Consider the following 20,311-nt stretch of genomic DNA (forward strand, 5'->3'; position numbering starts at 1 on the left):
CTACCAGGGTGCCACGTCAACGATCACAAATGGGGAACCAACTGATCACCACCGCCCGATGTACGTGTGGTGATCAGATGGACACGACTGGTTGACTTTTGGGGTCAGTCAAGATAATCGCGCAACACCTGCGAACGGGACGGGTGGCGCAGCTTCGACATCGTCTTGGACTCGATCTGCCGGATCCGCTCCCGGGTCACGCCGTACACCTGACCGATCTCGTCCAGGGTACGCGGCTGCCCGTCGGTCAGCCCGAACCGCAGCCGCACCACGCCGGCCTCCCGCTCGGAAAGCGTCTGGAGCACCTGCTGGAGCTGGTCCTGGAGCAGCGAGAAGGAGACCGCGTCGACCGCGACGACCGCCTCGGAATCCTCGATGAAGTCGCCGAGCTGGCTGTCCCCCTCGTCGCCGATGGTCTGGTCGAGCGAGATCGGCTCCCGGGCGTACTGCTGGATCTCCAGCACCTTTTCGGGTGTGATGTCCATCTCCTTCGCCAGCTCCTCCGGGGTGGGCTCGCGGCCCAGGTCCTGGAGCAGCTCGCGCTGGATCCGGCCCAGCTTGTTGATCACTTCGACCATGTGCACCGGGATGCGGATGGTGCGGGCCTGGTCGGCCATGGCCCGGGTGATCGCCTGCCGGATCCACCAGGTGGCGTAGGTGGAGAACTTGTAGCCCTTGGTGTAGTCGAACTTCTCGACGGCGCGGATCAGGCCGAGGTTGCCCTCCTGGATCAGGTCGAGGAAGGCCATCCCCCGCCCGGTGTACCGCTTGGCCAGCGAGACCACCAGCCGCAGGTTCGCCTCCAGCAGGTGGTTCTTGGCCCGCTCCCCGTCCCGGGAGATCCACATCAGGTCGCGCTGCATCTCCCGGACGAGCTTCTCCTCGCCCTCCTCCGCGGCGCGCAGTCGCTCGGCGGCGTAGAGCCCGGCCTCGATCCGCTTGGCCAGCTCCACCTCCTGCTCGGCGTTGAGCAGCGGGACCTTGCCGATCTGCTTGAGGTAGGCCCGGACCGAGTCCGCCGAGGCGGTCAGCTCGGCATCCCGGCGCGCCTGCTTGAGCGCCTCGGACTCCTCGTCGTCCCACTCGAAGTCGTTGTCGGTCGCGGCGTCGGCGGCGTCCGCCTCGGCGGCCTTGGTCAGCTCGGCCGGCTCCTCGACCACCACGTCCTCGATCTCGGCGGCAAGCGCCTCCGGATCGATGTCCTCGGCCGGGCCGTCCGGCTCGCCGGCCTTGGCCGGGGTGGCGGCCTTGGCGGCCTTGGCGGCCTTGGCCGGGCCGGCGCCGGTCGCTGCCCGGCCGGCCTTCGCCGGAGCCTTGGCGGCTGCCTCGGCGGCCTTGGCGGCCGGTTTCGCGGCACCGGCCGGCGACGCTCCGTCGGCCGCCAGCGCCGGCTTGCGGACCGCCGGCTTGCGGACCGCGCCGGCCGCCTCGTCGGCGGCGGGCGCCTGCTTCGGGGCCGGCTGCGCCGACTTCTTGGTCGCCTTGGCGGTGGTCGCCCGGGACGCGGGGGTGGCGGACCGGGCGGCGGCGACCCGGCGACGGGTACTCGCCGAGCCGTCGACCACGACGGTGACCCCGGCGTCGGAGAGCGCACGCAGGATCTTCTTGGCCTGGGCCGGAGTCACCTCAGCAGACTCGACCGTACGCGCCAGCTCAGCCGACGTGAGCTGGCCGCCGGCGGTCTGCGCCCGCGCGATCAGGGTGTCGGTGAGCGAGCGTACGTCGGCGCCGGTGTGGCGGGGTTCTGTCACGAATGACCTTCCGGAGGCGATGAGCTGAGCACGGCCGGGATCGGCCGGCGCAGCGCGGTGCGTTGTGTCGGGCCGATGTGGTTGAGGGACCCCCGTGTCCCGGGCCGGCCGGTGCTCGGCGGTCCGTGGCGCGTGGGCAGGCGTGAATTGTAGCGCCGTCTGCGGCGATCATCCCGCGCCGCACGCCGGAGACGTGGTCCGGGGCCACCGACTCGATGCGCGTTTTGACTTTGTAAGGATGATACTCGCGGCCGGGGCGGCACGTCACAGGCGTGCGGGAAGGGGACGTCATGCGTGGTACGGCACCGGCTCCGGAGGAGCTGTTGAAGATCGCGGTCGAGGTGGCCCGGGAGGCGGCGGAGACCGCGTACCGGATGCGTGCCGAGGGAGTGTCCGGAATCGGCACCAAGAGCACCGTGACCGACGTGGTGACCGCCGCCGACCGGGCGGTGGAGCGGCAGGCGGTGGCGACCCTGCGGGCGACCCGGCCCGCCGACGCGGTACTCGGCGAGGAGTACGGCGACGCCGACGGTGCCGGCCCGGCCGGTGACAGCGGCGTACGGTGGATCCTCGACCCGATCGACGGCACCGTGAACTATCTCTACGGGCTGCCGCACTACGCCGTCTCGCTGGCCGCCGAGGTCGACGGGGAGGTGGTCGCCGGAGTGGTCCGGAACGCCGCCACCGGGGACGAGTGGACGGCGGTGCGGGGCGGCGGCGCCCACCGGGACGGCCGGCGGCTGGCCGGCTCGACCGAGACCGACCTCGGCCAGGCGCTGGTGGCCACCGGGTTCGGCTACGACCCCGCGCGCCGGGAACACCAGGCCGGGGTGCTGCACCGGCTCATTCCCCACGTCCGGGACATCCGTCGGTTCGGCGTCGCCTCGATCGACCTCTGCCTGGCGGCCGAGGGGCTTGTCGACGGCTACTACGAGAAGGGCCTGAACCTCTGGGACCACGCGGCCGGCGGGCTGGTCGCCACCGAGGCCGGACTCCGGGTCGCCGGGCTGGCCGGTGCCGCCCCGGGACCGGACCTGGTGATCGCGGCCCCACCGGCGCTGTTCGGGCCGCTGCACGACCACCTGGCCCGGCTCGACGCGGCCGGCGGGCCCTGAGCGGCGGTCAGCTCAGGTTGGGGTCGGCGCAGGTCCGCGGCGGCAGCTGGGTGCTCTCCGGGTCCCGCTGGCTCAGCGCCTGGTTGACCTCGGTGATGGTGGCCAGTTGCTTGAACTCGCCGCCGATGATCACGTCCACCGTGTCGTCCTCGCGTTCGAGCTGGAACTCCGGCTGCGCCTCGTTCAGGAAGTACGCCCTGAGCACCTGGTACGAGCCGACGCCCTTCGGGCCGTACCGCAGGATCGCCACGGCCTCGTCGATGCCCTTCACCTTCTTCGGTGCGTCGCCGGCCTTGAGCACCTTGAACTGCCGGTTCTGGAAGTCAATCTTCAGCGTGTTGGCCATGCCGACGGTGTCGGTCCCGTTATAGACGTTGATCTTGATGTCCTTCGACTGCCGCAACCGGGTGTCGGCGAGCTTGTCGCCTTCCTGGCAGTCGCTGGCGACCTCCTTGCCGGCCTGGGTGTCGCGGACGAGGGTGACGCCGACGAACACCATGGCGATCACCGCGAGCACGCCGACGACGACGAGGGCCCGGACGCGCGCGAAACTCATCTGCTTGGCTCCTGCGAAGCTGGTTTGTGGAACGACCCCGACCGGCCGGCCACACGGGCCGCCGTGGCTATCGAGTATGCCGGTGCGCCCGGCGGTTGTCCGACCGGGTGCTGAATCCGCCAGATTTGTCGGCGCGGCGACGACGATCGGCCGACCGGTACCCCTATCTTCGTGTCGCCTGAGTCACATTGGGAACAACTCCGCGCGCTCGGACGTACATGCATGCCGCAGGGACGGTATACATGCCTCGCCCGAAGGGGGGTAAGGTACCCCGCTCGCCGGGGCAGTTCCACCCGGCGGCCGCGACCCGGGGCGTGCGTCGGGTCGGGCGACCGGAAAAGACGGCCGGCCAGCGGGAACCGAAACAGCGTCCTCCGGCGTTACAACCGGAAGCGACTATATCGATATGGGAGAGTGAGACCGATGGCCACCGACTACGACGCCCCGCGTCGCGACGAGGTCGACCTCGGCGAGGACAGCCTGGAAGAGCTCAAGGCTCGGCGGGTCGACTCACAGTCGGCCGCCGTGGACGTCGACGAGGCCGAGGTCGCCGAGAGCTTCGAGCTGCCCGGTGCCGACCTGGCCGACGAGGAGCTCACCGTCAAGGTGCTGCCGATGCAGTCGGACGAGTTCCGCTGCGCGCGTTGCTTCCTTGTGCACCACCGCAGCCAGCTCGCGGTGGAGCGCAACGGTGACCTCATCTGCCGTGAGTGCGCCTGACAGCCGCCTGACGGAAGTGGCCTTCCCGGGCGGGGAAGCCGGTCCGGCGGGTACGGGGTGAACCCGCCGGGACGGGGGGAGCGGCGGCCTCCACGCACCGGGGGTCGCCGCGCGTGATTCGACATGCGGGGTTGGCGGGTAACTGCTTGACTCGAGGCGCGTGCTGGCACGCCCATCCGAGGACACGCGCTGGGAGGTCATGATGAGCCGCTCCGACCGGGCGCCCGACGCGTACTCGCCGGTACCCGCCGACCAGCCTGCGCCGGCACGGGGTGACGCGCCGGCACCGGCCGACCCGTCCGCGCCGGCGCGGAGCGACCGGTCGCCGAATGCGGCCGGCACGCCCGCGGCCGGCACGCCCGCGGCCGGCACGCCCGCGGCCGGCACGCCCGCGGCCGGCACGCCCGCGACCGGGCGGGTTGGCACGTCCGGGCCGGAGTCGACAGCTCCGGACGGGTCCGCCACGTCCGTCGACGAGCGGTCCGCCGCGCCCCTCGCCGGGGACGACCCGGAGGCCGACACGTCGGCCCGGGAACTCGCGCTCCGCGACGACGAGCTGAGTACGACCGTCGCAGCGCTCACCGCCGACGAGCTCAACCAGACCCGGCGGCGCCGGCTGCTCGGCCGGCTGGTCAACCAGGTGCGGGTCGCCCGGCCCGGCAACCTGTTCAAGCCGAGGGCGGCGCTGCGCTGGCTCACCGACACGGTGGCGGAGATCGCGCCGCACATCCCGGTGCGCGACCGGGAGACACTGCGCCGGCACTTCGACGGGCTCGACGGGGACGCCCTGGCCGAGCGACTGGTCCGCAACGCCGTACGGGCCACCGCCGGGATCGGCGCGGCCGGTGGCGGGGTGGCGGCGGTGGAGTGGGTGGTCACCCCGACCCTGCTCTCGGCACCGATCCTGCTCACCGCCGAGACCGTCGCCGTGGTCGCCATCGAGCTGAAGCTGATCGGTGAGCTGCACGAGGCGTACGGGGTGCGGCTGCCCGGCGGCAGCAGCCAGCGTGCGGTGACCCTGGTCCGCGCCTGGGCGGCCCAGCGCGGAGTCAACCCGCTGCTGCCCGGGGTGGGCGTCGGCGCGGTACTCGGTACGGCGGCCCGCAAGGAGCTGCGGGACCGGCTGCTGCGGCGGTTCGGCCGCAACCTGACCACCCTCGGGCCGTTCCTGACCGGCGCGGCGGTGGCCGGCTTCCTCAACGGCCGGGCCACCCGGGGACTCGGCGACCGGATCCGGGAGGACCTCCGCCAGGGGCCCAAGGCCCTCGACGGCTGACCGGACCCGGGTGTCAGTTCGGGGCGCGGGCGGCCAGGATCGCCTCGGCCAGGCGTACCGGATGGCGGGTGCTGACCACCCAGTAGGGCGTCGGGTCGGCCGGGTCGGCCAGGACCACCTGCACCGCCCCCGGCACCCACGGCCGCTGCACCACGAAGGCCAGCGGGTCGGCACCGACCCCGAGCACCTCGCGCCGGCCCTCGGCGTCCAGCGGGATCGCGTCGGCGACGAACCGCACCGGCAGCCGGGCGTCGTCGACCAGGAGTTCGCCGTCGCGTACGGCGAGCCGGATCCGACCCAGCCAGCCGAGACCCACGGCGGCCAGCGGCAACAGCACCACGAACGGCAGCCAGGCGCGTACCCCGGTGGAGCCGAGCCAGAGCTCGGTGGCCAGCAACCCGGCGACGGCGAGCCCGGCCAGCCAGAGCCACCAGGGCAGGGTCAGCCGCTCGGCGAACCCGGCCCTGCTCGGCACGACGGCGGAGGGCTCGGAACTTGTCGGGGCCACGCTGGAAGGGTACGGCCCGGCGCGGCCGGTCGACCCGGCAGGATGGGGGCAGCACCGGTGGACCGACGAACCCTGACAGGAGAGTGAGCGCGTGACGCAGCCTGTGCCCGTACCCGTCCGGCGGCTCGACCCCGAGTTGCCGCTGCCGGCGTACGCCCATCCCGGCGACGCCGGGGCCGACCTGGTCGCCGCCGAGGAGGTGGAGATCCCGCCGGGCCGGTGGCGGCTGGTCCGCACCGGTGTCGCGCTCGCCCTGCCACCCGGGTACGTCGGCCTGGTCCACCCCCGGTCGGGCCTGGCGGCCCGGCTCGGCGTGACGGTGCTGAACGCGCCCGGCACGGTCGACGCCGGCTACCGGGGCGAGATCCTGGTCAACCTGGTCAACCACGACCGGGACCGCACGGCGAAGATCTCCCGGGGCGACCGGATCGCGCAACTCGTGGTGCAGCGGGTGGAGCGGGCGGAGTTCCTGCCCGTCGACGAGCTGCCCGACTCCGCCCGGGGTACGGGCGGACACGGCTCGACCGGCGGACACGCCGGCCTGGCCGCCCCGCGCACGCCGGTCCAGCCCACCGGGTCCGTCGGGCTCGGCGGGCCGGTCGACGGGGGCGAGCGGGCGGTGGCGGAGGCGGGTGGTCGGTGAACGGGCCGGAAAGTGGAGCCCGGGTCGGCCGTCGCCGTGGGCCGTGGCCGACAATGCGAGTGAGATCCGCCCATCCGACAGCCGGAAACGGAAGGTAGCAGGTAAGCAAGATGATCTTCTCCCGAGGACGCGGCGGGCGCCACTCCCGCGACGAGCGCTCCGGTCGGCAGTCGGCCGACACCCAGGACCTCGCCGCCGCGACCGAGCCCGAGGGGCCCAGCCATGGGCCGTACGACATCCACGACGCGCCCTCGGGAGTCCAGCGGCTCGACCTGGGCAGCCTGCACATCCCCGCCGTGCAGGACGTGGAGGTGCGCGTCCAGGCCAACCCGGACGGCGTGATCCAGCAGGTCGTACTGGTGCACGGCGAGAGCGCCCTTCAACTGGGGGTGTTCGCGGCGCCGCGTAGCGACGACATCTGGCCGGAGTGGCGGGAGGAGATCCGTACCTCGCTGGCGGCCGACGGGGTGACGGCGGAGGAGGTGACCGGCGACTACGGCACCGAGCTGCGGGCCCGGGTCCGTACCCCGGACGGCGGCCTCGCCGACCTGCGGTTCGTCGGGGTGGACGGGCCGCGCTGGATGATCCAGGGCGTCTTCCAGGGACGGGCCGCCAGCGACCCGGACGCGGCCGGACCGCTTACCGAGTGCCTCAACGGGCTGGTGGTCGACCGGGGCCAGGAGGCCAAGCCGGTCCGCGAGCCGCTGCCGCTGCGGCTGCCCCGGGAGGCGGCCGCGGCCGCACCGGAGCCGGACGGCGGCGAGGCCGGCACCGCGGTCAACGGCGTGGTCTCCGGCCAGCAGCATCCGCGGCACGCCGAGCCGCGACCCCGCCGCGACGGCTCCTGAGCCCCACCCACCGCCGCCCGTCGCCCACCGCCTACCGCCCACCGCCCGCCAGGCGGTGCGCGGTGCCGCGACGGCGTACGCTTGCGGGACGGCGCGCCGCCAGTCGTGTCGGGTACGCGCTACGCGCCGGGACAGCGCCTCGAGGAGGGTGACACCGGGAGATGGCCACCGACCAGGGCCGAGTCTCGTGGCGGGGTTTCCTGCAACGGCTGACCGCGAGCGAGGCCGAGATCGAGGCCGAGGAACTGCTCCGGGAGAGCGCGGAGTGCGGCAGCACCCCGGCCCGGCAGTGCAGCCGAGGACAGGTGGTGTCGGTCTCGGGTCGGCTCCGTACCGTCGTCTACACCCCCCGGACGAACCTGCCCACCCTGGAGGCGGACCTCTACGACGGCAGCGACGTCGTGACCCTGGTCTGGCTGGGCCGCCGGCACATCGCCGGGATCGAGCCGGGCCGGCAATTGACCGCGCGCGGTCGCATGGCGGTACGCGATGACCGTAAAGTCATCTACAACCCGTACTACGAGCTGGAGTCGCCGCGGTGAGCATCGACGGCGGCGGCCCCGGACGCGACCGGAAGATACCCAGATGACCGCTGGACAGCCCCGCACCGACAGCACGGGCAGCGACCCGACCGCCGGCCGGAAGGTGGCGGAGGAGGAGCCGCTTCCCAGCCTGACCGAGCAGATGGCCGAGCAGCTCGGCGGCTGGCGCGGGATGGTCGAGTCCAGCGTCCCGGTGGTCGTCTTCGTGACGGTCAACATCATCACCGAACTGCGTCCGGCGGTGATCGCCTCGGTCTCGATCGCGGTGCTGATCGCGGCCGTCCGGCTCTTCCAGCGACGCCCGGTACGGCATGCCGTCAACGGCCTGGTCGGGATCGGCATCGGCGCGATGATCGCCTGGCGCACCGGAGACGAGCGCGACTTCTACCTGCCCGGCATCCTCTACGGCATCGTCTACGGGCTGGTGCTGCTCGGCTCGGCGGTGATCCGGCAGCCGCTGGTCGGCTGGATCTGGTCGATCATCGCCGCCGGTGGCCGGTCGGAATGGCGGCAGGATCCCCGGCTGGTCCGCACCTTCACCCGGCTCACCGTGCTCTGGGGCGTGGTGTGGCTGGCCAAGGTGGGCGTGCAGGCCGGGCTCTACCTGGCCGACATGGACACCGCGCTCGGCATCGCCCGGCTGCTGCTCGGCTACCCGCCGTACGCGCTGCTGCTGGTGATCACGATCTGGGTGGTCCGCCGGGTGAACCGGGTGCCGAGCGTACCGGCCCCACTGGGCGGCTGACCCGGCTCGGGCCAGCGGACTCGCGGGTCACAGCTTCTCCGGTGGGCCCTGGCCGATCGAGAAGCCGAGATGCGCCCCGCCGGACGCGTCGATCACCTGGCCGGTCACCCAGCGCGCCGCCGGAGAGGCGAGGAAAGGCCACCACGTCCGCGACATCGTCCGGCTCTCCCAGCCGGCGCAGGGCCGAGAGCCCGGTCACGACCTCGCGGACCGACGGCTGGGCGTCGAACCACGCGAGGTTGGTCTCGGTGGCGGTGGTCCCGGGCATCACCGCGTTCACCGTGATGCCCCGGCTGCCCAGTTCCTGCGCCAACGTGACGCTGAACGTGTTGATCGCGCCCTTCGTCATGGCGTACGCGAGCGTGTCGGAGATCGCGATCCGGGTGGCGACGGACGAGATGTTGACGATCCGGGCCACCGTTCCGGAGCCGGTCCAGACCATGCTTGACCACGAAGAACGGCGCCTTGACGTTTATCGCGAGCAACTCGTCGAAATCCTCCGGCCGCGCGCCGGCCAGCGTCGGCGTGGCACCGCCGATCGCGGCGTTGTTCACCAGTACGTCGATGCCGGGTCGCGCGCCGCGCTCGGCCAAACCGGCGTCCACGGCAGCCCAGAGCCGGTCGGCGTCCCCCGCGATCCCGAGCCGCGAGCCGACAGCGAACGCCGCGCCGCCCGCCCTGGTGATCCGGGCGACCGTTTCTGCCGCGGCCGACTCGTTCGTGCCGTAGTGCACCGCCACCAGAGACCCGTCCGCGGCGAGCCGCCTGGCGATCGCGCGACCGATGCCCCGGCTCGCGCCGGTGACGAGGCTGGTGGTGCCGTCGAGTGTTCCCATGCCTTCTCCTCTGCTTCTCGTGTCGGGCAGCAGGAGCCACGATCCGGTCCGCGTTCTGCGCACCGCAACGGACTGAGAGATCGCGGTGTACGGTTGCCGCACTACCCGATGCCTGGCAGCGTCCGCGCGTACGCTCGTTGGATGCGCCGGGACGCCGAGGAGAAGCGGCTCCGGATCCTGGCCGCGGCCCGGCACGCCTTCGCCGAGAAGGGTGAGGACGTCGCGGTGGCTCGGATCGCCCGGCGCGCCGGGGTTTCCGTCGCCACCGTCTACCGGCGCTTTCCCACCCGGGATCGCCTGATCGCCGACGCCTACGCCGACCAGTGGAACGACTGCACGGCCATGCACGCCGCAGCCCTGCGCGACCCGGATCCGGCGCGTGCGCTGCGGGAGCTGACCCCCACGCTCTGCGCGTACCAGCTACGGGACAGAGGCTTCACCAGGGCGTACGTCGACGCGGTGGTCGCCGGGCGCGGGCTCGACCACGAGCGGCTGGAGACCGAACGTGTCGTCGCCCGGCTGCTGGAGAAAGCCCACGCGGTGGGCAGCGTCCGCGCCGACCTGACCGTCGCCGACTTCCGGCTGCTGGTCGCCGCCCATCACGGCGTGATCCTGGCCGCCGGTCCCGACGCCGCCGCCCATTCCCGGCGCTACCTCGCGTTGGTGCTGCGCCTGCTGCAAGCCTGAGCCCGATCCGGCCGGGCAACGGCCCGGACGGTGTACTAAAGGCTGCCGCCCCGGGTCCGTTCGACGCTGTCCGGGCCGAGGACCACCTTGCGGACCTCGTCCTCGACCTCGGCCGTGCAGACGAAGATCAGCTCGTCGCCGGCCTCCAGCGGATCGTCCGGGCTCGGCACCAGCACCCGCTTGCCCCGCAGGATCGCGGTCAGCGCCGAGTCGCGGGGCAGCGGCACGGAGTGGATCGGGTGTCCGACGTACGGGGCGGTCGGCGGCAGGGTGATCTCGACCAGGTTCGCCTCGCCCTGCCGGAACGTCATCAGCCGCACCAGGTCGCCGACGGTCACCGCCTCCTCGACCAGGGCCGCCATCACCCGCGGCTTGCTGACCGCCACGTCGACGCCCCACTGGTCGGTGAAGAGCCACTCGTTCTCGGCCCGGTTGACCCGGGCGACCACCCGGGCGACGGCGAACTCCGTCTTGGCCAGCAGCGAGACCACCAGGTTGACCTTGTCGTCGCCGGTGGCGGCCACCACCACGTCGCAACTGGCCAGGTCGGCCTCTTCCAGGCTGGTCAGCTCGCAGGCGTCGGCGAGTACCCATTCGGCCGCCGGTACGCGTTCCGGGCGGAGCATCTTCGGCTTCCGCTCGATAAGCATCACCTGGTGGCCGTTCTCGATCAGCTCCTGGGCGATGGAGCGCCCGACGTTGCCGGCTCCGGCGATGGCGACCCGCATCTCAGCGCCCTCCTTCGGGTGGCGAGCCGGCCACCGTCGTCACCTGGTCGGCGATGTCGTCGGTGACCAGCATGGAGACCTGGTCGCCCTCCTGGAGCACGCTCGACGCGGTGGGCAGGGCGGCGATCCCGAACCGGGTCAGATAGCCGACCCGGGCGCCGGTCGCCTCCTCCAGCCCGCGGATCGGCCGGCCGATCCAGTGGTCGTGCACCGGCACCTCGATGATCGACACGGTGCTGGTCGGGTCGCGGAAGATCTCCACGTGTCCCTCCGGCACCAGGTGCCGGACGATCCGGTCGGCGGTCCACCGGACGGTGGCCACGGTCGGGATGCCGAGCCGCTCGTAGACCTGGGCGCGCTTGGAGTCGTAGATCCGGGCCACCACCCGGGAGACGCCGTACGTCTCGCGGGCCAGCCGGGCCGAGATGATGTTCGAGTTGTCGCCGCTGGAGACGGCGGCGAAGCCGTCCGCCCGCTCGACACCGGCCTGCCGGAGCACCTCGGCGTCGAACCCGGCGCCGGTGACGGTGATCCCGCCGAAGTCCGGGCCGAGCCGGCGGAACGCGTCCGCGTCCTGGTCGATGACGGCCACCGAGTGGCCGCGCGACTCCAGGTTGTGCGCCAGGGTCGAACCGACCCGGCCACAGCCCATGATCACGACGTGCAAGGTACGTCCTCCCGGGACACCGCGGGACCGAACCCGACGGCGGGGTGATGTCACCATGAGCGTAGCCATCCGGCGTCCCGTCCGTGCCGCCCGACCTCCCCGGCACCGTCCCGGGGCGCCGGACCGACCGGCAGTCCCGAAGATCGCCGCACCGGACGGCCGGGCGAATCCGGCGGCCGTACCCTTAGCGGTTGTGGCCAGTCCCACCTCGCTAGTGAAGCGCCTGCTGCTGGGCCGACCGTTCCGGTCGGACAAGTTGCAGCACACGCTGTTGCCGAAGCGCATCGCGCTGCCGGTCTTCGCCTCCGACGCGCTCTCCAGCGTGGCGTACGCCCCGGACGAGATCCTGCTGACGCTCTCCATCGCCGGCGCGTCGGCGTACCTCTTCTCGCCCTGGGTCGCGCTCGCCGTCGTGGTGGTGATGCTCACCGTGGTGGCGAGCTACCGGCAGAACGTGCACGCCTATCCGTCCGGCGGCGGCGACTACGAGGTGGCCACGGTCAACCTCGGGCCGAAGTTCGGTGTCGGGGTGGCCAGCGCGCTGCTCGTCGACTATGTGCTGACCGTCGCCGTCTCGGTCTCCTCCGGGGTGGCCAACCTCGGCTCGGTGCTGCCGTTCGTCGCCGAGCACCGGGTCGGGGTCGCGGTGACCGCGGTGGCCCTGCTGACCGCGATCAACCTGCGCGGTCTGCGCGAGTCCGGTACGGCGTTCGCGATCCCGACCTACGGCTTCATGATCGTCATCATCGGGATGATCCTCACCGGACTGGTCCGGATCTTCGTGCTCGGCCACGACCTCCGGGCGCCGAGCGCCGAGTTGGTGGTCAGCGCCGAGCACGCCGACCTGACCGCCTTCGCGATGGCCTTCCTGCTGCTGCGGGCCTTCTCCTCCGGCTGTGCCGCGCTGACCGGGGTGGAGGCGATCTCCAACGGCGTACCCGCGTTCAAGCCGCCGAAGAGCCGCAACGCCGCGACCACGCTGCTGCTGCTCGGCTCGGTGGCGATCATCATGATCATGGGGATCATCTGGCTCTCCCGGCTGACCGGCCTGCAGTTCATGGAGAACCCGGCCCGGCAGCTCGAGGACGGCCCGGTCGGGTACGTGCAGAAGACCGTCACCGTGCAGCTCGGCGAGGCCATCTTCGGCGGCGGCGTACTCCTCTTCGTGGTGGCCGGCGCGACCGCGCTGATCCTGTTCCTGGCCGCCAACACCGCGTTCAACGGCTTTCCGGTGCTCGGCTCGATCCTGGCCCAGGACCGCTACCTGCCCCGGCAGCTGCACACCCGGGGCGACCGGCTGGCCTTCTCCAACGGCATCTTCTTCCTGGCGCTCACCGCGATCCTGCTGATCGTCGCCTTCCAGGCCGAGGTGACCCGGCTGATCCAGCTCTACATCGTCGGTGTCTTCGTCTCGTTCACGCTCTCCCAGGCCGGGATGATCCGGCACTGGAACCGGTTGCTGCGTACCGAGCGGGATCCGGTGGTGCGGCGCAGGATGGTCAGGTCCCGGGCCATCAACGCCTTCGGGATGGGGCTGACCGGGGCGGTACTGGTGATCGTCCTGGTCACCAAGTTCCTGCTCGGCGCGTGGATCGCCATCGCCGCGATGGCGGTGATCTTCGCCATGATGCTCGGTATCCGCCGGCACTACGACCGGGTCGCCGCCGAGCTGACCCCGGCCGAGGGCCGCCCGGTGCTGCCGGCCCGAAACCACGCCATCGTGCTGGTCAGCAAGGTGCACCAGCCGACCCTGCGAGCGGTCGCCTATGCCCTGGCGACCCGGCCGGACACCCTGACCGCGCTCACCGTGAACGTCGACGAGGCGGACACCCGGGCGGTGCAGGCGGAGTGGGAACGGCACGGGGTCACCGTCCCGCTGACCGTGATCGACTCCCCGTACCGGGAGATCACCCGGCCGATCCTCGACTTCGTCGCGTCGGCCCGCCGGGAGTCGCCCCGCGACGTGGTCACGGTCTTCATCCCGGAGTACGTCGTCGGGCACTGGTGGGAGAACCTGCTGCACAACCAGAGCGCACTGCGGATCAAGGGACGGCTGCTCTTCGAACCCGGGGTGATGGTGACGAGCGTGCCGTGGCAGCTCGCCTCCACCGCCCGGAAGAACCTGGACCGGTTCGACGCCACCCTCAGCCGTGGACCGGCCCGCGGACCGCGCGGCGGTGCCCCGGTCGGCGGGCTCTTCGGCCCGCCCCCACCGTCGAACACCGCGGCCGCCGCAGCCCCGCCGCCACCGCTGGCCGGTACCGACCTCGAAGAGCCGCCGCCCGCCCCCGGGCGGGACGCGGCCGGTCCGCGATGAACGCGGGAGAGCAGCTCCGAGCGCTGCCGACCGGTCCGGGTGAGGGATCGACCGGTCCGGGTGAGGGATCGACCGGTCCGGGTGAGGGATCGACCGGTCCGGGTGAGGGATCGACCGGTCCGGGTGAGGGATCGACCGGTCCGGGTGAGGCGGAGCGGGTCGAGCTGACCGTCGGCCCGGTGGCACACGGCGGGCACTGCGTGGCCCGGCTGGACGGGCAGGTGGTCTTCGTCCGGCACGCCCTGCCGGGGGAGCGCGTGGTCGCCGAGATCACCGAGGTACGCCGGGACTTCCTGCGGGCGGACGCGGTGACCGTACTCGACGCCTCGCCGGACCGGGTCGACCCGCCCTGCCCGTGGGCGGGGCCGCAGCGGTGCGGCGGCTGCGATCTCCAGCACGTCTCCCCGGCCGCGCAGCGGCACTGGAAGGCCGAGGTGGTCCACGAACAGTTGCGCCGGCTGGCCGGCCTGACCCCGGAGCAGGTGGCCGCGTTGGACGTCCGGGTCGACGAGCTGCCCGGCGGCATGCTCGGCTGGCGCTCCCGGGTCCGGTACGCCGTCGACGCCGCCGGCCGGGCCGGGCTGCTCAAGCACCGCTCACACGAGGTGGTCCCGATCGACAGGTGCCGGATCGCCCGCCCGGCCCTCCAGGAGCTGCCGGTACTCGCCCCCGGCGGTCACCGCTGGCCCGACGTCGACCTGGTGGAGGTGGTCGCCTCCTCGGCCGGCGACGTGACGGTACGCGGCCGGCGCGCCGCCGGCCCGTCCACCGCCGGTCTGTCGACCGCCGGCCTGTCCGCCGCCGGCCCGTCCGCCGGTGGCGACCCGTCGGGTGGTGCGGAGCGGGTCCGGGAGGTGGCGGTCGGCCGGACGTGGCGGCTGCCGCCGGAGGCGTTCTGGCAGGTGCACCCGGCGGCGGCGGACACCCTGGCGGCGGCCGTACTGGACCTGCTGGCACCCCGGCCCGGCGAGTCCGCCTGGGACCTGTACGGCGGTGCCGGACTGTTCGCGGCGGCGCTGGCCGGCCGGGTCGGCCCGGCCGGCCGGATCACCCTGGTCGAGTCGGCCGAGCCGGCGGTCGAGGCCGCCCGGGACAATTTGCGCGACCTGCCCTCGATCGAGGTGGTCCGGGCCTCGGTCGGTCCGGCGCTGTGCCGCCGCCGGATCGTCGGGCCGGTCGACCTGGTGGTGCTGGACCCGCCGCGCGCCGGTGCCGGCGCCGATGTGGTCCGGGCGGTCGCCGTGGCCACCACCCGGGCGGTGGCCTACGTGGCCTGCGACCCGGCGGCGTTCGCCCGGGACGCCCGCACCTTCCGGCAGGCGGGCTGGCGGCTCGCCGCGCTGCGCGGGTACGACCTCTTCCCGATGACCCAGCACGTCGAGCTGGTGGCGCTGCTGCTGCCGGACGAGGACTGAGCCGGGGTCCGCCGACGGACCCACCGGCCACCCGGGTGGCGGTCAGCGGCCCGTACGGCGGCGCTTCAGGGTCCGTTCGTAGTCCTGGAACCTCGCCTTGGCGATGACCGAGCGGGTCTCCGTACGCAGCACGACGCCCTCGGCCCGGCCCGGTGTACCGTCCAGGGCCACCGTCGTCGCCGGCAGGTAGTCGCCGAGCAGCCGGTGCGTCTTCTCCAGGTCGGTCGGCAGCTCGGCGGCGTCCAGCACGTCCAGCCGGGGCACCGTCGACAGCCCGGCGGCCTCGGCCCGGGCCAGCAGCTCGGCCTCGGCGAGGAACGGCTGGCCGGCCGACTCACGCCAGCGCGAGATCCGCTCGGCCGGCCACTCCAGCAGCTCGGCGTAGCCGGGCAGCACCAGCACGTCGAAGAGCCGGGCGCCGACCGCGCGGGAGCCGGTGTAGTGCTTCGACGCGGCCGTCACCCTGCCGCCGTAGACCTCCAGGTAGTGCACCACGACGGCGTCCCCGTCGACCGGGGGCAGCCGGTCGGCGATCGGGCGGAGTGCGTCGACGATGCCGAGCGCGGGATTGCCGATCAGGTCACCCCGGGCGTAGAGCAGCTCCTCGCGGCTGCCGATCAGGTAACTGCCGTCCGGCAGCGAGACGATCCGGCCGTTCGTACCGTCGAGCTTCTCGGTCAGCAGGACCCGGCCGGAGAAGGCGACGGTCTCGTCGAGCAGGCCGCCGTTGCGCGGGTCGAGCGAGTGGTAGGTCGGGATGGACGGGTACTTCGTCAACGAGTTGACGGCCGCCAGGTTTGCCGTACGCACGTCGAAGTCGGACATGCTGCCTCCCCGTGATCTGCCTTCCGGCCCTCGTCGGTGTTCCGGCAACTCTGCGGGATCACCGACCGGGCGGGCAACGGGGATTCGACGCGGGGGTCAGGGGGTGGCGTGCAGGGCGGACCGGGGTGCGGTGGGAACCGCCTCCGTATCCCGGCGGGCGGCTCGGGCGGCAGCCCGGTCGCGGAGCCGGATCCAGGCGACGATCAGCGCGATCAGCGGCAGCAGCGGCAGGGCGACCAGCAGCACGATGCCGACGGCGAGGAACTGGCCGACGGCGTACCGGCCGGATGTCGGGGTGGTTCGGGCGCGACCGGTGGACCGGTCGGGGCGGGAGCCAGCAGGCGACATGTCGCAACCTTCGAGGAGGGTGGGTTACCGGCAATGCTACGGCCCTTGGCGGCATCTGCCCGATTTTTCGTTCGTTTGGCGGACCGCCGACCCACCACTCGCGGTACGGGGTCGTCGACTGTCCGCGACCGTCCGCCGTCCGGTCAACGGGACTCTGATGATCGGTGGCGGGCGTCGTCGCTCTCCACCCGGATCCGGCGGCCCTGCTTCGGCGGCCCGGCTGCGCGTCCGGCCGGCCCCGATAGACTCTGCGGCTATGAGCCTGTGTAGGGAGCGAATCAGCCAGCCCACCGCCGTGCGGCCCGATACCCCTGCCGAGCGCGAGGTGACGGCATGACCGTGGAGGAGTCGGAGACGTCGAACGGACGACGGCTGCTGGGTGCGGTCCGGGGACCGCAGGACGTCAAGCGGATGTCCGCCGAGGATCTGACCCTGCTCGCGGCCGAGATCCGGGACTTCCTGGTCGCCAAGGTCTCCCGGACCGGTGGGCACCTCGGCCCGAACCTCGGAGTCGTCGAGCTGACCCTCGCCATGCACCGGGTCTTCGACTCGCCCCGGGACCGCTTCCTGTTCGACACCGGCCACCAGGCGTACGTGCACAAGATGCTCACCGGCCGGCAGGAGGGCTTCGACCAGCTCAAGCAGCGCGGCGGCCTCTCCGGCTACCCGAGCCGGGCGGAGAGCGAACACGACATCATCGAGAACTCGCACGCCTCGACCGCACTCTCCTACGCGGACGGACTGGCCAAGGCGTACGCGCTGCGCGGCGAGTCGCGCAACGTCGTGGCGGTGGTCGGCGACGGGGCGTTGACCGGCGGCATGTGCTGGGAGGCGCTGAACAACATCGCCGCCGCCCGCAACCCGCTGGTCATCGTGGTCAACGACAACGGCCGGTCGTACGCCCCGACGATCGGCGGCCTGGCCGACCACCTGGCGACGCTGCGGCTCAACCCCGGCTACGAGAAGGTGCTGGACACCGTCAAGGAGGCGCTCGGCTCCACACCGCTGGTCGGCAAGCCGATGTACGAGGTGCTGCACGCGGTCAAGAAGGGCATCAAGGACGCGGTCGCGCCGCAGGCGATGTTCGAGGACCTCGGCATCAAGTACTTCGGCCCGGTCGACGGGCACGACGTGGCGGCGATGGAGTCGGCGCTGCGCCGGGCCAAGGGCTTCGGCGGGCCGGTGATAGTGCACGCGGTGACCCGCAAGGGCCTGGGCTACCGGCCGGCCGAGGAGGACGACGCCGACTGCCTGCACAGCCCGAGCGCCTTCGACGTGGAGACCGGCAAGATGCTGGCCGCGTCGTCGGTGAAGTGGACGCAGGTCTTCGCCGACGAGTTGGTCGCGATCGCCGACGAGCGGCCGGACGTGGTGGGAATCACCGCCGCGATGGCCGAGCCGACCGGCATCGCCACGATGGCCGGCAAGTACCCGGAGCGGGTCTACGACGTCGGCATCGCCGAACAGCACGCCGCCACCTCGGCCGCCGGCCTGGCGATGGGCGGCCTGCACCCGGTGGTCGCGGTCTACGCGACCTTCCTCAACCGCGCCTTCGACCAGGTGCTGCTCGACGTCGCCATGCACAAGCTGCCGGTGACGTTCGTGCTGGACCGGGCCGGGATCACCGGTCCGGACGGGCCGAGCCACTACGGCATCTGGGACATGTCCGTCTTCGGAGTGGTGCCCGGGCTGCGCATCGCCGCCCCCCGGGACGCCGCGACCCTGCGGGCGGAGCTGCGCGAGGCGGTCGCCGTCGAGGACGGGCCGACCATCCTGCGTTTCCCGACCGGTGCCGTCGTCGCCGACCTGCCGGCACTGCGCCGGGTCACCGCCGCCGACTCGGTGGCAGGTGGGGTGGACGTACTCGCCGAGTCGGCCCGCACCGACGTGCTGCTGGTCGCGGTCGGCGCGTTCGGGCAGCTCGGCGTCGAGGTGGCCGCCCGGGTCGCCGAGCAGGGCTACGGCGTGACGGTGGTCGACCCACGCTGGGTCCGGCCGGTACCGACCGAGCTGGTCACCCTGGCCGCCGGACATCGACTCGTGGTGACCGTCGAGGACGGCGTACGCGCCGGTGGGGTCGGTGACGCGCTGGCCAAGGCGCTGCGGGACGCCGACGTCCGGGTGCCGGTGCGCGACCTCGGCGTACCGCCGGTGTGGCAGCCGCACGGCACCCGGGCACAGATCCTCGCCGACCTCGGACTGACCGCGCAGGACGTGGCCCGGGACGTCACCGGCTGGGTCTCCCAGCTCGACGACGAGCCGATCGCCCCGGTCCGGGTGGCCACCTCGAACGGCGACCGGGCGGCGAAGGGACGCAACGGCCGGGGCTGAGGTGTAAGGAAGGGCCCCCTCTTATCGTTTTCTGTTGTAGAAGGGGCCCTTCCTTACACCCGGCGTACCTGCTACTTGCCGCCGGCCGAGCGGTCGGTGGTCTTGTCCGGGCCGATCAGCCTGAAGGTCTCCCGCTCGGCCGGCTTCGGCACCACGACCAGGCCGGGACGGTCGACCAGGCGGGTCGTGTTCGGCGGCACCGTGAGGCTGGTGGTCTCCGGGTCCGGCGTCCAGACCAGCACCACGACGGGGCTGGGCAGCGGCAGGACGTACCCCTGGAGCGGCTCCAGCCGGTCGGCGGCCGAGACCACCGGCGGCCCGTCGGCGGGCCGGATCAGCGCCGCCGTCATCGTCCCCTCGTCGGTGCGCCAGCTCAGCTGTTCGAGCCGGACCGGCTCCGGCCCGGCGCCGGCCAGCTCCACCTTGGCCAACTCCTTGCTGCGGAGTTGGTCGATCGGCCAGGACGCCGGCACCGATCCGGGATGGACCTCGCCGTGCACCCGGTGCGCGATGCTGCCGAACGGACCGGTCTTGGCGGCGAGGGCGCAGGTGTCCAGACCCTCCAGCACGCGGGCGGCGGAGCCGGTGTCGTCGACGAGCAGCGGGTAGCGCGGTCCCTCGACGCCGGTGCCCAGGTCGACGAGCCGGTCGGCGGACTTGCCGGTCGGCAGCGACTCGCTGGGACGCAGCCGGGCGGTGACGGTGCTGGCGGCACAGGACGGCAGCGCCACCGGGCCGGTCAGGCCGTCGGTGACCGCGAGCGGTCGGCGGTCCGGCCCGAGCAGCCGGTCCACCCGGGCGGAGACCAGGTAGCGCCGTCCGGTCGGCAGTTGCACGGGCAGCACGTCGGAGTAGACCAGGTAGCCGGGGTCGCTGTATTCGACCGCCCGGTCGACGGTGAAGTCCGCCCCGTCGCCGGTGAGCTGCAACAGCCACGACCCCGCCTCGCCGGGCACGTCGGCGGCGACCAGCGCCAGCCGGCCGCCGTCGACCTCGCCGAGCCAGAGGATGCCGGAGGAGGGCAGGTGTACCCGGTCCTCGACCGGGGAGCGCCACGCGTCGACGGCTCGGGCCACCGCGGCGGCAGCCGCCGCGTCACCGGCCAGGGCACCCCGCGAGGGCCACACCTGGAGGGTGCCGTCCAGTGTGTCGTAGCCGATCCGGAGCGCCACCGGAGGTTCCTTCGGCACGGTGCCGCACCCGCTGCTGAGGAGGGCCAGGGTGAGGGCCGTGCCGACGATCCCGCTACGAGCGAGTGAACCCACCGCTGTGCTCCTGATCCGCCTCAGTCGTCTACAGAAGCCACATCCTACGAGATCTCGGACGCGGCTCGGGCGTGACCCGGAAAAGCCCGACCGATCGGGAACCACCGCCTCCGACGCCGCGACTCGCCCTGCGGAAACCCGCCGCCCAGGCAACCGGGACCAAAGGGGTACTCCTGTAGACTCCGCCG

General features: G+C 72.7%; 19 protein-coding genes and 1 pseudogene. 11 read left to right on the forward strand and 9 right to left on the reverse strand.

What is annotated here, in order from left to right:
* Positions 1–104: 104 nt before the first annotated feature.
* Complete coding sequence (locus tag O7626_RS07810; RefSeq protein WP_278060477.1) at positions 105–1,751, reverse strand: RNA polymerase sigma factor; 1,647 nt, start codon at positions 1,749–1,751, stop codon at positions 105–107.
* Positions 1,752–2,041: 290 nt separating this feature from the next.
* Between O7626_RS07810 and O7626_RS07815 the strand changes: the two genes are divergently transcribed.
* Positions 2,042–2,866, forward strand: coding sequence for an inositol monophosphatase family protein (locus O7626_RS07815; protein ID WP_278060478.1), 825 nt, complete (start codon positions 2,042–2,044; stop codon positions 2,864–2,866).
* Positions 2,867–2,873: 7 nt separating this feature from the next.
* Here O7626_RS07815 and O7626_RS07820 read toward each other — a convergent pair whose 3' ends face one another.
* Positions 2,874–3,422, reverse strand: coding sequence for a LytR C-terminal domain-containing protein (locus O7626_RS07820; RefSeq protein WP_278060479.1), 549 nt, complete (start codon positions 3,420–3,422; stop codon positions 2,874–2,876).
* A 423-nt stretch (positions 3,423–3,845) separates the two neighbouring features.
* Here O7626_RS07820 and O7626_RS07825 point away from each other — a divergent pair, with 423 nt between their 5' ends.
* A complete protein-coding gene (locus tag O7626_RS07825; RefSeq protein WP_101370510.1) occupies positions 3,846–4,142 on the forward strand; it encodes a DUF4193 domain-containing protein in 297 nt (98 codons plus the stop codon).
* 556 nt (positions 4,143–4,698) lie between these two features.
* Positions 4,699–5,418, forward strand: coding sequence for a hypothetical protein (locus O7626_RS07830; protein WP_278066096.1), 720 nt, complete (start codon positions 4,699–4,701; stop codon positions 5,416–5,418).
* Between the two features lie 13 nt (positions 5,419–5,431).
* Here the strand turns inward: O7626_RS07830 and O7626_RS07835 are convergent, their stop codons facing one another.
* Complete coding sequence (locus tag O7626_RS07835; RefSeq protein ID WP_278060480.1) at positions 5,432–5,926, reverse strand: DUF3093 domain-containing protein; 495 nt, start codon at positions 5,924–5,926, stop codon at positions 5,432–5,434.
* A gap of 91 nt (positions 5,927–6,017) precedes the next feature.
* Here O7626_RS07835 and dut point away from each other — a divergent pair, with 91 nt between their 5' ends.
* From dut to O7626_RS07855, 4 genes are all read left to right on the forward strand, one after another.
* Entirely contained in the window at positions 6,018–6,569 is a 552-nt protein-coding gene (dut, locus tag O7626_RS07840) for a dUTP diphosphatase (RefSeq protein WP_278060481.1), read from the forward strand.
* A gap of 110 nt (positions 6,570–6,679) precedes the next feature.
* Complete coding sequence (locus tag O7626_RS07845; RefSeq protein WP_278060482.1) at positions 6,680–7,417, forward strand: DUF3710 domain-containing protein; 738 nt, start codon at positions 6,680–6,682, stop codon at positions 7,415–7,417.
* A gap of 161 nt (positions 7,418–7,578) precedes the next feature.
* Positions 7,579–7,959, forward strand: a complete 381-nt coding sequence (locus O7626_RS07850; RefSeq protein WP_278060483.1) for an OB-fold nucleic acid binding domain-containing protein — start codon at positions 7,579–7,581, stop codon at positions 7,957–7,959.
* A gap of 43 nt (positions 7,960–8,002) precedes the next feature.
* Complete coding sequence (locus tag O7626_RS07855; RefSeq protein ID WP_278060484.1) at positions 8,003–8,704, forward strand: DUF3159 domain-containing protein; 702 nt, start codon at positions 8,003–8,005, stop codon at positions 8,702–8,704.
* On the opposite strand, the pseudogene O7626_RS07860 reads toward O7626_RS07855, so the two are convergent.
* Positions 8,640–9,540, reverse strand: a pseudogene (locus O7626_RS07860) (SDR family NAD(P)-dependent oxidoreductase). The gene O7626_RS07855 and the pseudogene O7626_RS07860 sit on opposite strands and share 65 nt — an antisense overlap.
* A 141-nt stretch (positions 9,541–9,681) precedes the next feature.
* On the opposite strand from O7626_RS07860, the gene O7626_RS07865 reads away from it, so the two are divergent.
* Positions 9,682–10,227 (forward strand): TetR/AcrR family transcriptional regulator, encoded by a 546-nt coding sequence (locus O7626_RS07865; RefSeq protein WP_278060486.1) that lies wholly within the window; start codon positions 9,682–9,684, stop codon positions 10,225–10,227.
* Between the two features lie 35 nt (positions 10,228–10,262).
* Here the strand turns inward: O7626_RS07865 and O7626_RS07870 are convergent, their stop codons facing one another.
* Together O7626_RS07870 and O7626_RS07875 are read right to left on the reverse strand one after the other, a co-directional pair.
* A complete protein-coding gene (locus O7626_RS07870) occupies positions 10,263–10,955 on the reverse strand; it encodes a TrkA family potassium uptake protein (RefSeq protein WP_278060487.1) in 693 nt (230 codons plus the stop codon).
* A 1-nt stretch (position 10,956) separates the two neighbouring features.
* Complete coding sequence (locus O7626_RS07875) at positions 10,957–11,622, reverse strand: TrkA family potassium uptake protein (RefSeq protein ID WP_278060488.1); 666 nt, start codon at positions 11,620–11,622, stop codon at positions 10,957–10,959.
* A gap of 193 nt (positions 11,623–11,815) precedes the next feature.
* Here O7626_RS07875 and O7626_RS07880 point away from each other — a divergent pair, with 193 nt between their 5' ends.
* Positions 11,816–13,939: an APC family permease gene (locus tag O7626_RS07880; protein ID WP_278060489.1), complete on the forward strand. Its 2,124-nt coding sequence runs from the start codon at positions 11,816–11,818 to the stop codon at positions 13,937–13,939.
* Positions 13,936–15,354, forward strand: coding sequence for a TRAM domain-containing protein (locus tag O7626_RS07885; RefSeq protein WP_278060490.1), 1,419 nt, complete (start codon positions 13,936–13,938; stop codon positions 15,352–15,354). The genes O7626_RS07880 and O7626_RS07885 overlap by 4 nt, the downstream gene beginning before the upstream one ends.
* Before the next feature lie 42 nt (positions 15,355–15,396).
* Here the strand turns inward: O7626_RS07885 and O7626_RS07890 are convergent, their stop codons facing one another.
* Positions 15,397–16,179 (reverse strand): RNA ligase family protein, encoded by a 783-nt coding sequence (locus tag O7626_RS07890; RefSeq protein ID WP_278060491.1) that lies wholly within the window; start codon positions 16,177–16,179, stop codon positions 15,397–15,399.
* Between the two features lie 96 nt (positions 16,180–16,275).
* Positions 16,276–16,527 carry a hypothetical protein gene (locus tag O7626_RS07895; RefSeq protein ID WP_278060492.1) on the reverse strand — a complete coding sequence of 84 codons (252 nt, stop codon included), beginning with the start codon at positions 16,525–16,527 and terminating at the stop codon, positions 16,276–16,278.
* A gap of 333 nt (positions 16,528–16,860) precedes the next feature.
* Between O7626_RS07895 and dxs the strand changes: the two genes are divergently transcribed.
* Entirely contained in the window at positions 16,861–18,858 is a 1,998-nt protein-coding gene (dxs, locus tag O7626_RS07900; protein WP_278060493.1) for a 1-deoxy-D-xylulose-5-phosphate synthase, read from the forward strand.
* A gap of 71 nt (positions 18,859–18,929) precedes the next feature.
* On the opposite strand, the gene O7626_RS07905 is transcribed toward dxs, so the two are convergent.
* Positions 18,930–20,123: a hypothetical protein gene (locus tag O7626_RS07905; RefSeq protein ID WP_278060494.1), complete on the reverse strand. Its 1,194-nt coding sequence runs from the start codon at positions 20,121–20,123 to the stop codon at positions 18,930–18,932.
* Positions 20,124–20,311 lie beyond the last annotated feature (188 nt).

Source organism: Micromonospora sp. WMMD1102 (assembly GCF_029626265.1).
Classification (GTDB): Bacteria; Actinomycetota; Actinomycetes; order Mycobacteriales; family Micromonosporaceae; genus Plantactinospora.